The organism is Pseudarthrobacter sp. KH_020_B (genome assembly GCF_057840185.1).
In genome coordinates this window covers 43,465-57,304 of sequence record NZ_CM174506.1, presented here as the reverse complement: position 1 = coordinate 57,304, position 13,840 = coordinate 43,465, and the positions used below count along the sequence as shown (strand labels likewise).

Below are 13,840 nucleotides of genomic sequence, written 5' to 3'. Positions count from 1 at the left end.
GTGACCTATGGCACATAGATTTGCGGTCTAACCCCAGCGGACTCCAGATGGGGGTGGCCGAATGGCCGCGAGGCCCACGCAGGCTTTCCCCTTCAACGCAGTCCTGAGCCTCACTTCCGAAAGGACCCCAGTATGAAGCGCATCGGAGTAGACGTCGGCGGCACCTTTACCGACTTGTATTTTTCAGACGACGCCCAGCGCATCGCCGTTGTGGAGAAGGTTCCGTCCACCCCGCACGACCCGTCTGAGGCCGTGATCAACGGCATCAAGAAGCTCTGTGAGAAGGCCGGTGTCTCGCTTGCGGAGATCGACCAGCTGGTGCACGGGACCACGGTGGCTACGAATACCGCGCTGACGCATACAGGTGCGGAGGTCGGGATGATCACTACCGAGGGTTTCCGGGATATCCTGCACATCGCCCGTCATAAGAAGCCGTACAACTTCTCCCTCCAGCAGGAGCTGCCGTGGCAGACCAAGCCTCTGATCAAGCGCCGTCATCGGCTCACGGTCAAGGAGCGCATCACTGCTCCGAACGGCGACGTGCTGGTTGCCCTGAACGAGGACGAGGTCCGTGAGCGCGTCCTCGAGCTGAAGGCGGCCGGAGTCGAGGCCATCGCGGTCTGCCTGCTGCACTCGTACCTGAACCCGGCCCACGAGAAGCGGATCGGGGAGATCGTCGCGGAAGAATTCCCCGAGGCGTACCTGTCCCTGTCCAGCGAAATCGTGCCCCTGTACCGGGAGTATGAGCGATTCTCCACCACCGCGCTGAATGCCTATGTCGGGCCCCGGGTCTCGAAATACCTATACCGTCTGCAGGAGCAGGCAGAAGGATTGGGATACAAGCGGGAGATCCTGCTGATGCAGTCCTCCGGCGGCATGGTTCCGATCAAGGAGGCTGCCAAGCGGCCCGTCACCTTGATGATGTCCGGACCAGTCGGCGGTCTGATCGGCGGCATGTGGGCCGGTCGCCAGTCCGGATTCGAGAACGTCGTCACCCTGGATATCGGTGGTACCTCGGCGGACATCGGTGTGGCCTACCAGGGTGAGCTGCGCATGCGTCACCTGCTGGATACCAAGATCGGCGATCACCAGGCCATGGTCCCCATGGTGGACATCGACACCATTGGTGCCGGCGGCGGCTCCATCGCCTACGTCGACGCCGGCGGGGTCTTCCGCGTCGGTCCCCAGTCGGCCGGCGCCGTCCCTGGACCGGTCTGCTACGGCCGCGGCGGCACGGAGCCGACATCAACTGACGCCCAGGTGCTGCTGGGCCGCATGCGCCCTGACCGCGTCCTGGCAGGCTCAGGAATGGACATGGATCTCGAGGGCGCCCGAAAGGCCATGGAAGGGCTCGCAGAAAAGCTCAGCATGTCCGTGGACCAGGCAGCCCTCGGCGCGCTGCAGATCCAGAAGTTCGGCATGACCCAGGCGATCGAGCAGAACTCCGTACGCCGCGGCTACGACCCGCGCGACTTCACCCTCGTCGCCGCCGGCGGCGCCGGCGCACTGTTCGCCTGCGAGATCGCTGCGGAGCTGGAGGTCCCGAAGGTGCTGATCCCGGCCCACCCCGGCATCATGGCCGCCACCGGCCTGCTGGCTACCGACGAGAAGTATGAGTTCGTCGCGACCCGGCGGTTCACGTTCGCCAACGCGGACCCTGCCGCCATCCAGGGCTCCTACGAACAGCTGGAGCGCGAGGCCAACGCCCAGCTCGATGCCGAGGACGTCCCGGCCGAACGCCGCAAGCTTGACTGGCTCGCCGACGCCCGCTACGAGGGCCAGGGATACGAGATTCGCTTCACCGCCCCCGCCGGACCGGTCAACCAGGTCTGGCTGGAAAAGGCCGAGGCAGCCTTCCACGACGCCCACTTTGAGGAGTACGGCCACCGCTTCAAGAACGGCACCGTGGAGGTCATCAACATCCGTGTCGAGGCCAGCGCGGTGATGGATGACCTGCCCACGCCGGAAGCGATCAAGTCCGGTTCCCTCAAGGACGCCCTGGTCGAAACCCGCCCGGTGACCTTCGAACAGGATGGCAAGCCGGTCACCCTGGACACCGGCTTCTATGACCGCGACAGGATGGGCGTGGGAACCACCTTCGCCGGCCCCGCCATCATCGAGCAGTACGACTCCACCGTCGTCATTCCGCCGGGATTCTCCGGAACGGTGGACCCGGCCGGCAACCTCGTCGTCGACTGCCCGGCCGCCGCCCAGAGCGCCGAGAAACTGGCCACCCCGATCCTGATGCGCGTGATCGGCGGTGCCCTGAACTCCGCAGCCAAGGAAATGGCTTCGGTGCTGTTCCGGATGGCCTACTCCTCGATCATCCGCGAGTCCGAGGACCTCGGTGCAGGCCTGTTCGACAAGGACGGCAACGTGCTGGCCGAGTCCGACTCCACACCAATGTTCATGGGCTCCATGCCCAAGATCGTCAAGGGCGTGATCTCGGTCCTCGGCGATGACATCCACGACGGTGACGTCATCCTGCACAATGACCCGTATCTGGGCGCCACGCACTCTCCCGACGTGGCGATCATCGAACCGATCTTCCACGACGGGGAACTCGTCGGCTTCGCCGGCGCCTCCGGCCAGCTGATCGACAACGGCGGGGCATACTCCGGGTTGATGGTTGACATCCAGGACATCCAGTCCGAAGGCACCATTTTCCGGGCGGTGAAGGTCTACGAGAAAGGCGTCCGCCAGGAATCGCTGATCCGGCACATCCTCAACAACACCCGGACACCCACTTCCAACGAGGGCGACTTCCAGGCCATGATCGCCGCCTGCGAGCTGGCCAAAACGCGCTACACCGCCCTCATCGAGCGGTACGGTTTCGGCGCGGTGCGCGACGCCGGCCAGAGCTGGATCGATTACTCGGAGCGGATGCTGCGCCAGGAGATCGCCAAGATCCCCGACGGCGTCTACGAGACGGAGGTCGGCTACCTGGATGACGATGGACGCAACTACGGCAAGAAGCTGCCAATCGTTGTGAAGGTGATCGTCGAGGGTGACGAGATCACCTACGACCTCACCGGGTCGTCCGAACAAGTACCCACCGCCTACAACTGCGCTTTCGAGGGAACGACAGTCTCGGCGTTCACGTTCATCACGCGCATGATGTTCCTGGATGAGGTCGCCTTCCCGGTGTTCGTACCCCAGAACGAGGGCATGCTCAAGCCGCTGAAGGTGATCGCACCGGAGGGCACCATCTTCAACCCGAAGTACCCGGCGGCGACCTTCTCGCGGTTCTCCCAGGTACAGCGGGCCGTCGACCTGGCCCTGCGGGCCCTCGCCCCCGTCATCCCCGAACGCGTCACGGCCGGCAACTCCGCCCACATTCACTTCATCTCCTACTCAGGATGGGACGAGAAACAGGGCGAGTACTGGGTCTACCTCGAGGTCAACGAGGGCGCCTACGGCGCCCGCGCCACCAGCGACGGGCCGGACTCAGTGGACAACCTCATCGCCAACACCCGCAACAACCCGATCGAGGAACTCGAGTGGCGGTTCCCGATGCGCACGGACCGTTACGAATTGCGTTCCGAGCCGGGGGCGGCCGGCGAGTTCCGCGGCGGCATCGGCATCGTCCGGGAGAACACGTTCCTGACCGACACCGCGATCACCTGTGAGGGTGAACGCCACGAGTCGGACGTTCCGTGGGGCGCCTTCGGCGGCCATGAGGGCCTCAACGGCTCGCTGGTGAAGAACGTCGGCCGGGCGGGGGAGGAGTCCTGGCCGTCCAAGGTCACCGGTCGTCAGCTGCTGGCCGGCGACTCCCTCCAGATCACCGTGCCAAGCGGTGGCGGCTTCGGTGACCCGCACAAGCGGGACCCGTTGAAGGTCCTCGAGGACGTTTTGGACGGTTTCACAACCGCCGAGGCAGCCGACCGGGACTACGGCGTGGTCCTCAAAGAGGTAAACGGCAAGCTCACGGTCGACCTGGAGGCCACCGCCGGACGCCGTGAGATCTCGGTTTCCGAGCTCAGCACCGTGAGCTGATCTACGAACACCTGCATTGAGGGGGCGTCTGCAGGCCAGGTTTGCGAATCTGGCCTGCAGACCGTCCCCTCTTTCAGTACGCATTACATCCTCATCACACCACCCACCCATCCCCGTGAATTAGGAACCGCTATGTCCACTGCCCCACTCTCCAGATTCGTCGAGTCAGACGTCACCCCCAAAGACGTCCGGCTGGCCACCTGGATATGCTTCTTCGCCTGGACCTTCGCCGTCTATGACTTCGTCCTGTTTGGCAACCTCCTGCCGGTGCTGGCCGCAGACCTGGGCTGGAGCGCGGCCCAGTCCACGGGGATCAATACCTGGGTGACCGCCGGCACTGCCCTCGTGGCCTTCGCGATCGGCCCGATCGTGGACCGGATCGGCCGCCGCAAGGGGATCCTGATCGCCGTCGTCGGTGCCGCCGTCGCCTCCCTGCTGACCGCCACTGTCGGCTGGGTTGTGGGCATCGCTGCCGGCCTGGGAATCGTCTTCCTGATCCTCGTGCGTTCACTGGCCGGCCTCGGCTACGCCGAGCAAGCCATCAACGCGGCGTATCTCAACGAGATGTTTGCCCACCAGAGCGATCCCGCCAAGGCCCGCCGCCGCGGTCTCATCTACTCACTCGTCCAATCCGGCTGGCCGGTGGGCTCCGTCCTGGCTGCCGGGTCCGTCTACCTGCTGTTCCCCATCGGCGGGTGGGCGCTCTGCTTCGTCGTGGCCGCCCTCCCCGCCATCTTCATCGTCCTCGCCGGACGTTGGCTCAAGGAGAGCCCCCAGTTCGCCCACCGTCACCAGATCGACAAGATGATCAAGGACGGTCGGGTGGAAGAGGCACAGCAACTCGGTAACAAATACGGAATCGACGTCTCGGAGAAAGCCAGCCCACTCGTCTCCGTCTTCCGCGGGGAATCGCTGAGGTCCACCCTGACGATCGGCGGAGCCTTCCTCCTGAACTGGCTCGGCGTCCTTGCATTCGCGATCCTCGGCACGTCGCTGCTTACGGCACCGGATGGCAAGAACATCGAGTTCGACAACGCACTGCTGGTCCTCATCATCTCCAACGCCACGGCCTTCGCCGGCTACCTGTTCCACGGCTGGCTCGGCGACCGGATCGGGCGCCGCAACGCGATCGGAATCGGCTGGATCCTGTGCGCCGTCTCCTTCTTCACCATGCTCCAGGCACCGAACGGGAACTTCCCGCTCATCATCGGGCTGTACAGCGCTGGACTGTTCTTCCTCATCGGCCCCTTCTCGGCCCTGCTGTTCTTCACCGGCGAAAGCTTCCCCGTCCACACCCGGGCAACGGGCGCCTCCATCATCAACGCCTCCGGTCAGGTCGGGGCGATCATCGGCGGCCTGCTGATCACCGCCACGCTCGCCGCCGGCGCCGGCTGGATCAACGCCACCCTCTGGTGGGGTGTCATCCCTATCCTGGCCTCCGGCCTGCTGATCTTTGCCGCCCGGAACGTGGACCCCAGCAAGGTCCGCACGGACTGACAAGGACGAACCCGCACCACAACACCATCGGCACGGCGGGAACTCCCTGAACATCAGAGAGTTCCCGCCGTGCCGATGACTTTAATAAGGCAGGTCCTCACCGCCCTCAAGCACTGGCGCTGACACCGCCTGAACCATGAATGCACCCCCGTCATCTACCGCTACAGCGGGTTTGCTGCTGCACCTCTTCCCCGTCTGGCTGAGCAGGAGGTGGGCATGCCGAGGTTGCCGAAGAGGGCTGACGGGCCGCTCGTTCCGCTAAGCTTCCTTGCGCAGCTTGGCCTGCTCCACCAGCTCGGTCATCCACGGCCGGTGCCCGCGGTGGAGCACCATGCCCTCGGGCAGCCCTTGGACGGAGGTGGTGGAACCGGAAATGTCGATGGTAATCCGGCCGCCGGCCATGGGGGCGTTGGTGATGTGCAGGTCGCCGTAGGCCTCCGGCAGTACCGGGTCCAGCCACAGACCACCACGGGATACATGCGCGTCGTAGCGCATCAGGCTGGTCACCAGCAGGATCGGCGCCGTCGCCGCCCAGGCCTGCGGCGAACACGCCGTCGGGTACGGCACGGGCTGGCTGAACCGTTCCCGGTCAAAGCCGCAGAACAGCTCGGGCAGCCGGCCGTCCGAGTACTGTGCGGCCTCCAGCAGGGCCGTGGCGATCCGCTGGGCTTCTTCCACGAAACCGTAGCGCACCAGGCCGGCCGCAATAATGGCGTTGTCGTGCGGCCACACCGAGCCGTTATGGTAGCTCGCAGGGTTGTAAGCCCCCATGTCGGAAGCCAGGGTGCGAACGCCCCAGCCGGAGAACATCTGCGGGGACATCAGCTTCTCGGCTACCAGCGGCGCCTTGTCCTCATCCACGAGACCGAACCAGAGGCAGTGGCCCATATTAGAGGCGCACGCGTCCACCGGGCGCTTATCCTTATCCAACGCGATCGCGTAGTACCCGCGATCGGGCAGCCAGAACTGTTCGTTGAACCGTTTTTTCAGCTCTGCCGCCCGGTCGGTGAGCTCGTCACCCACTGCCATGTCGCCGGTGTCGTAGGCCATCCACGCGCGCGCCATGTACGCTGCGTAGACGTAGGCTTGGACCTCGCACAGGGCGATCGGCGATTCCGCCAGGGTGCCGTCCGCGAAGTTGATCCCGTCCCAGGAATCCTTCCACCCCTGGTTGATCAGCCCCTGATCATTCAGGCGGCCATATTCGACGAAGCCATCGCCGTCGCGGTCCCCGTAGTCCCGGACCCAGTCCAGTGCCCGGTCCGCGTTGGGCAGCAGGGCGGCAATGGTCCCCTTGTCGAACCCCCAGCGGCTGACGGCCCCGAGCACACTCACAAACAGCGGGGTCGCATCGACGCTGCCATAATATTCCGGCTTACCGCCCAAGGACAGACCGCTGGAGACGCCGAGCCGGACCTCGTGCAGGATCTTCCCCGGTTCCTCCTCGCTCATCGGGTCCAAGACCTGGCCCTGGCGGTCGGCCAGCGTCTGCAGCGTGCCCAGGGCCAGGGACGGGTCCACCGGCAGAGCCATCTCCGAGGCCCAGAGTGAATCGCGGCCGAACAGGGTCATGAACCACGGCGCCCCGGCGGCGACCACCACCCTGTCCGGATGTGCCGGGTCCTCGATCCTGAGCGCGCCCAGATCGTCGTAGCTGCGCTGCAGGGTCCGTTCGATGGAACGGTTTCCCATCTGCAGCACCGGAATCCTCGCCACCCACTCCATCCGGCGCCGGTCCCGCGGAGACATATCTCCCGGTGCCGGATGAACAAACGGTGCAGCCGGGCCGGTTCCGTCCACGGCAGGCACCACGCTCAGCACGGTGCTCCAGTGGCCATGCGGCGGGACAACTGTGCGATATGTCAAGGCGTCCACACCAACATGATCGGCGCCGTCGGCGTTGATGACGATCCCCTTGCGGGCATCCTGCCAAGTGCCCCGGATCGTCAGCGAACCCGCGTCCCGCTGCCGGGTTTCGTCCCAGCGAGTAGTTTCGTACCGTAATCTTCTCTGTGATGCCGACACCCACCTCGCGCAGCCGCTCCACCAGCAGCGGGCTGTCCGCATACCCGTCAGAACGGGCAACACGGCCGGCAAACAACGCCCGGTAGGGTTCCTTCGTTTCCGCCGCCAACGGCTCCAGCAGCTGGCCGTTGACGGTGAGGTTCCAGCGGGACAGGATGCGCGTGTCCTGGAAGAAGACCCCGTGCGGGAGTTCGGGTTGGATGTCCCCATTCGGCAGCGAGATGCAGAAGGATGAACCTTCCACCAACGTGATTGTCCCGGCGCCCAGCGGCCCGGCCTCCGTATCGGAGTTCCATCCAGCCATTTCCGGCTCCTTGAGCGGATTGGCACAGTACGGCTGCGTGCCGGTCCTTGGTCAGGCTGCGACCGCCGCCGTCGTTCTATTCGAACGCTACGCCCGTCGGTTCACGGTTGCCAGAGCAGGGCCTCTAAGGGGCCCGAGAGAGTTGAATAAGGCGGCAATGAGGAAGGCCAGGTTTCCTCAAACCGTCCCTTTCATCCACCGGCGGATCTGTGCCATCGCGATCGGCCGCGGCATGGCCAGCCACTGTCCGGACCTACACAGGTCCGGACGGCGGCCGAGCATTTTACTTGCCCTGGGGCCTCAGGCGCCGGGCAACGATCTTGAGGCCACGGCGTGCGCACGTTTTGCGGGCACGGGGTCGTCGTGGTAGCGGCGCAGAGGCCGTCCTGCGGTCTCGGGCATGAGGAAGGTGGCGACGAGGAATGATGCGACGGCGATGGTTGCGACGTAGATCGCCGGGGAGAGCGAGTATCCGGTTCCCGCGACAAGCCACGTTGCCAGGAAGGGTGCGGTACCGCCGAATACCGCGTAGGTGATGTTGTAACAGGCGCCTGATGCCGCGAAGCGCACGTCGGTCGAGAACATTTCCGACATCAGGACCGAGGTCACCACGTTAGCGGTCACGGCGCCGAGTCCTATGAGCAGTTGGCTGACAACGGCGGTTGCGAACGTTCCCTGTTCGGCGATCATGTACGCCGGAATGGTGAGGATGGCCAGGAGACCGGCGGCGGTCTGCATGGTGCGGCGGCGCCCTATGCGATCCGAGACACGGCCCATGACGGGGGCCAGCGCCGTTGCAAGGGTCAGCGAGATCAAGCTCGAGAACAGGGCAAGGTGCGGGGGCAGGCCGACCACCTTGATCAAGAAGGTCGACATGTACGTGGAGTAAATGTAAAAGGAGAGCGCCGTGAGCATCACGAACCCGCCCAGGCGCAGCATCGCGGGCCACTGGGTGCGGAAGACGGCTCCCAAAGACGGGGCGGGGCGGGCGGCGGAATCATCGATCATCGCTTGGAACTCGGGGGACTCGTGGAGTTTGGCGCGAATGTAGAAGGCAATCAGGCCCATCGGTACTGACAGCAGGAAGAGGATGCGCCAGCCCCAATCGCCCATGGCCGCCGCCGGCAGGAAGAAGCTGAGCAGCGCTCCGAGTCCAGCGGCGAGGGCGAATGAGGAGAACGTCGCCGCGGACATGGCGGACGAGTAGCGGGCCCTATGGCCGTCGGGGCTGTGCTCGACGACGTAGATGGTAGCGCCCGCGTATTCGCCGCCGGCAGAAAAGCCCTGCAAACACCGGGCAAGCACCAGCAGAACGGCGGCCCAGATGCCGATCGTCTCGTGGCTTGGGATGAGTCCGATTGCGGCCGTAGACCCGGACATGAGCAGGACGGTCAGCACCAGGATCTTTTTACGTCCAAGGCGATCGCCCAAGCGTCCGAAGAAGATCCCGCCTAAGGGCCGCAGCGCGAACGCGACAGCGAACACGGCGAACGTCTCCAGCAGACCCGTTACCGGATCCGTGGACGAGAAGAAGGTCGCGGCAATATGTGTTGCCATGTAGCCGTAGATGGCAAAGTCAAACCACTCCACCACCGTCCCCGCAAAAGAGGCCCGCACCACCTTACGCAGGCGCTCAGGACTCACCTTCTCCAGGGAATTATCTGCAAGGTCGCGTTCCATGTTGTCTCCATTCAGGGGATGGCGCCAAGACCGCGAGGTGCTTCACTTTCAGCCTAGCCACTGGGGCAATGCGTCGCACATATGATCCAGATCACCGTTGGTCATACAACAACTTATTTCCTGTAGTAGCAACAAGTCAAGGGTTATCCCATAATTCTTCCCGTCAGACGAGGAGACTTACGGGGATTCTGCACTTAGGTCAGCAATTCGCCAGTGTTGCCCCCGGTCCTTACGGGAGAGGACTCCCCCATGGCAGTCTCAAGCTTCATTAGGGAACACCAGCGGAAGGAATCGCCCTGGCCAAGCCGCGCAGGGCCTGCAAAGGGCGCAAAAGACCTCCAGCCGGAACACGGGCGGGCCGACCGGGAAAGGCGCGCCGGCAGGGTGCTCCGAAAGCCCTCCTAGCCCGTATCAAAGGTCAGCACGGAGACCACATGCCAGTACCTTCGCTGTGCCAAGCCGATGTGAATCGCTCCCCTATCGGCCACGGCCGCCAAGTCCGTGGCCGCCGCGGCGATTACTGGTACGCGTGCATATTCGATTTCGAACTATTCGAGCCATCATCCCGACACCTTCGGCACACGAGATTTCAGCGGCAGGTCAAAGGATCGGTTATACAAGGGTCAGCACCCTGGACCAGAACGACAAGCGCCAGCTCGACAGTGAGGCCCTGGATAGGGCCTTCAGCGACACGGCCTCCGGCCGGGACATTGCCAGGCCACAACTGGCCGAACTGCGGGTCGAAGACGCTGTGGTGGTCCAAAGCATGGACCGGCTCGCCCGAAGCCTTGGATGGCCTGCGCTCACTCGTCCAAACTCTTACCAGCAAAAGTTGCGCGTGGAGTGTGTCGAAGAGCGCCTGGTCTTCACGGGCGAGGGCTTCCCCCATGGCCGATACCTGCGCCACGCCAAAATTGGGCGACCGCACGATCCTTGCCCCACAGCGGCGCCACTGAAGCCGCTTGTAATACAAGTTACTTGCTTGTATCCTAAGTAGGAGGGCGATGCAGCCCGGACAGCCCGCTTTTGAGGAGCATCAATGAGTACCGTCGACTTCATCCGGCACGTCAAACTTTCCACCGCACGGCTCCCGCTGGCCGTCCCCATCAGTGACGCAAAGGTGTTCACCGGCCGCCAGAAGCCGATGACCGAAGTGGTGTTCCTGTTCGCGGAGATCACCACCGAACTCGGCCACACTGGCCTGGGCTTCAGCTACTCGAAGCGCGCCGGCGGTCCCGCCCAGTACGCGCACGCCAAGGAGGTTGCCCAGGGCCTCATCGGCGAGGACCCCAACGATATCGGCAAGATCTACACCAAGCTGCTCTGGGCCGGAGCATCCGTTGGCCGCTCGGGCGTAGCCACGCAGGCCCTGGCCGCGATCGACGTCGCCCTGTACGACCTCAAGTCCAAGCGCGCCGGCCTATCCCTGGCCAAGTTCCTGGGCGCCTACCGGGATTCAGTCCAGACCTACAACACCTCCGGCGGCTTCCTCAACGCCTCCCTTGAAGAGGTCAAGGCCCGGGCCACCGTCCTCCTGGAGGAAGGCATAGGAGGCATCAAAATCAAGGTGGGCCTTCCCGACAGCAAAGAGGACCTGCGCCGCGTCGCCGGTATCCGCGAGCACATCGGCTGGGATGTTCCCCTGATGGTGGACGCCAACCAGCAGTGGGACCGGGCCACCGCCCTGCGCATGGGCCGCCAGCTGGAGCAGTACAACCTCATCTGGATCGAAGAGCCGCTCGATGCCTACGACTTTGAGGGTCACGCGCACCTGGCCAATGTGCTGGACACGCCAATCGCCACCGGCGAGATGCTGGCGTCCGTGGCCGAGCACAAGGGCCTTATCAACGCCAACGGCTGCGACATCATCCAGCCGGACGCACCGCGTGTCGGCGGCATCACCCAGTTCCTGCGCCTCGCCGCCCTCGCGGACGAGCGCGGACTTGGCCTGGCGCCGCACTTCGCCATGGAGATCCACCTGCACCTCGCCGCTGCGTATCCGCGGGAGCCGTGGGTGGAGCACTTCGACTGGCTGGATCCGCTCTTCAACGAACGCCTCGAAACCAAAAACGGCCGCATGCTGGTCCCGGACCGCCCGGGCCTGGGCGTGACCCTCAGTGACCAGGCGCGCGCCTGGACCACCGAGACAGTGGAGTTCGGCGCGTAATCTTGAACGCATGACCCGGAACCTGACCGCGGACCTCACCGCAGAGCTTCGCACGCGCATCGTTGACGGCGTCATCCAGCCCGGCGACAAGCTTCCCAGCGAAAACGCGCTGATGGGCGACTTCGGTGTCAGCCGCACCGTGGTGCGCTCGGCGCTGACGCGCCTCCAGGCCGAAGGGCTCGTGGAAACCGAACGCGGGCGGGGCAGTTTCGCGCTGACCCCGCCCGACGACGGCCCGCAGCCAGTCCCCGGCAGCCGCCCCGTGGCCAGCGTCGAAGACCGCCTCCACCTGCTGGAATTCCGGATGGGTGTAGAGGCCGAGGCTGCGGCCCTGGCCGCCCGCAACCACTCCGACCGCCAACTCAGGGCGGTCAACGCTGCCCTGGAACAGTTCGCCGCCAGCGCTGACCACCCCGGCCACGCCATGAAGTCCGACTTCGAGTTCCACCGGGCCATCGCGGCCGCCTCCGGCAACCCTTTCTACTCAGATTGCCTCGCCGCACTCGGCCAGACGATGATCGCGATGCCGCGCACCCGGCTGCTCACCGGCGTCGAACATTACGCCCGCGACCACTTTGACCAGGTGGTGCACGAACACCGCTCCATCGCCGCCGCCATCGCCGACGGCGATGAGACCGCCGCGTCGGCCGCCATGCGCAGCCACCTCGCAAATTCCCGACGGCGGTTCAAGGCTTCGGTACGCCCGCCCGCTTAAGCCCCTCCCGCCGATTTAAAAGGAACCCCATGCCGTCTGCTGACACCGCCGTCACGGATGTGGCCCTCGCCACGACGAAGTTTTTCAAGCGGGTGCTGCCCATCATGCTGGTCATGCTGGTGTGCAACCAGCTGAACCGCTCCAACATCGGCTACGCTCACGAGCATCTTGAGGCGGACGTGGGCACCGGCGCTGCCGCTTACGGCTTCGGAGCTGGGCTCTTCTTCATCGCGTACGCCATCTTCGAGCTTCCCAGCAACATGATGATGGAGAAATGCGGTGCCAAGGTGTGGCTGTCCCGCATCATGGTCAGCTGGGGCCTCGTCTCGTTCCTGATGGCTTTCGTCCAGAACGACACGATGTTCTACGTGCTCCGGTTCCTGCTGGGCGCCGCCGAAGCCGGGTTCTTCCCGGCGGTCATTTTCTACTTCGCCCGCTGGGTTCCCGCTGGCCAGCGCGGCAAGGCGACTGCCATTTTCATTGCGGGCTCGTCGATTGCGGCGGCGCTGTCCGGACCCATCGCCGGAATCCTGCTGAGCCTCCACAACGTCCTCGGAATCCGCGGCTGGCAGTGGCTGTTCGGCTTTGAGGGCCTGCTCTCCGTGGTGGTCGGCATCGTGGTCTTCTTCCTGCTGGACGCGAAAATCCAGGATGCCAAGTGGCTCTCCGCCGGCGAAAAGGCCGCACTGGCGGACGCCATTGCCGCGGAGGACGCCCAGCACGCCACGACGTCCGGCGGGAAGATCAACCGGTGGAAGATGCTGCAGAACCCGCAGATCCTGCTGCTCTGCGGCATCTACTTCTCCATCCAGCTCTCCATTTACGCCAACACGTTCTGGCTTCCCACTATCGTGAGGCAGATCCCCGGCACCACCGACTTGAGCGTCGGCTTCCTGTCCGCCATCCCGTGGGTGTGCGCCGTCGTCGCGATGTATTTCGCCGCCAAGATGCAGGACAAGGCGAAGTCCAGGCGGCCACTGCTGGTGGTGGCCCTCCTGGTCGCCGCACTTGGCACGTTGGCTGCTGCCGTTGCCACGCCGGCGCTGGCTCTCGTGTTCCTGGCCATCGCCGCCATGGGGTTCAAGAGCGCCTCGCCCCTGTTCTGGACCATCCCGCAGTCCGGCCTCCACCCGCTCGTGCTTGCCCCGGCCATCGCCATCATCAACTCGCTGGGCAACCTGGGCGGCTTTGTGGCCCCCTTCGGGTTCGGCCTCATCAAGGAGGGCACCGGCAGTGTGATGCCCGGCCTGTTCGCTTTGGCCGCCGCATCCACGCTGGCGGCGGGGCTGGTTTACTTCCTGAAGGAACGGCGCAGCACGCCTGGGCCTGATCGGGAGGCGGACCTGGATCCGACGGCGGCCCCGGTCGCAGCGGAGCACATGGAGCCGGCCGCCTGTCGCTAGGAACCAGCCACACACCAGCCCAGCGAGGTTTTCCCCACTTGGTGGTCTTC

6 protein-coding genes and 2 pseudogenes are annotated in these 13,840 nt (G+C 64.8%); 6 read left to right on the top strand and 2 right to left on the bottom strand.

The window, feature by feature from the left end:
- The first annotated feature begins 132 nt into the window (after positions 1 to 132).
- Together AC3IT0_RS00245 and AC3IT0_RS00240 are read left to right on the top strand one after the other, a co-directional pair.
- Complete coding sequence (locus AC3IT0_RS00245) at positions 133 to 3,999, top strand: hydantoinase B/oxoprolinase family protein (protein ID WP_489321850.1); 3,867 nt, start codon at positions 133 to 135, stop codon at positions 3,997 to 3,999.
- A 132-nt stretch (positions 4,000 to 4,131) separates the two neighbouring features.
- Positions 4,132 to 5,496 carry an MFS transporter gene (locus AC3IT0_RS00240; RefSeq protein ID WP_489321849.1) on the top strand — a complete coding sequence of 455 codons (1,365 nt, stop codon included), beginning with the start codon at positions 4,132 to 4,134 and terminating at the stop codon, positions 5,494 to 5,496.
- A 258-nt stretch (positions 5,497 to 5,754) separates the two neighbouring features.
- Here the strand turns inward: AC3IT0_RS00240 and AC3IT0_RS00235 are convergent.
- A pseudogene (locus AC3IT0_RS00235) lies at positions 5,755 to 7,825 on the bottom strand (amylo-alpha-1,6-glucosidase).
- Positions 7,826 to 8,125: 300 nt separating this feature from the next.
- Positions 8,126 to 9,505, bottom strand: coding sequence for an MFS transporter (locus AC3IT0_RS00230; protein WP_489321848.1), 1,380 nt, complete (start codon positions 9,503 to 9,505; stop codon positions 8,126 to 8,128).
- A gap of 586 nt (positions 9,506 to 10,091) precedes the next feature.
- Between AC3IT0_RS00230 and AC3IT0_RS00225 the strand changes: the two are divergent.
- The 4 genes and pseudogenes from AC3IT0_RS00225 to AC3IT0_RS00210 all read left to right on the top strand — a co-directional run.
- Positions 10,092 to 10,391 (top strand): annotated as a pseudogene (locus tag AC3IT0_RS00225) (recombinase family protein); the annotation flags it as partial.
- Positions 10,392 to 10,544: 153 nt separating this feature from the next.
- Positions 10,545 to 11,672: an L-talarate/galactarate dehydratase gene (locus AC3IT0_RS00220; RefSeq protein ID WP_489321847.1), complete on the top strand. Its 1,128-nt coding sequence runs from the start codon at positions 10,545 to 10,547 to the stop codon at positions 11,670 to 11,672.
- 10 nt (positions 11,673 to 11,682) lie between these two features.
- Positions 11,683 to 12,387 (top strand): FadR/GntR family transcriptional regulator, encoded by a 705-nt coding sequence (locus AC3IT0_RS00215; protein ID WP_489321846.1) that lies wholly within the window; start codon positions 11,683 to 11,685, stop codon positions 12,385 to 12,387.
- Positions 12,388 to 12,416: 29 nt separating this feature from the next.
- Entirely contained in the window at positions 12,417 to 13,790 is a 1,374-nt protein-coding gene (locus AC3IT0_RS00210) for an MFS transporter (RefSeq protein WP_489321845.1), read from the top strand.
- The last annotated feature ends 50 nt before the right edge of the window (positions 13,791 to 13,840 follow it).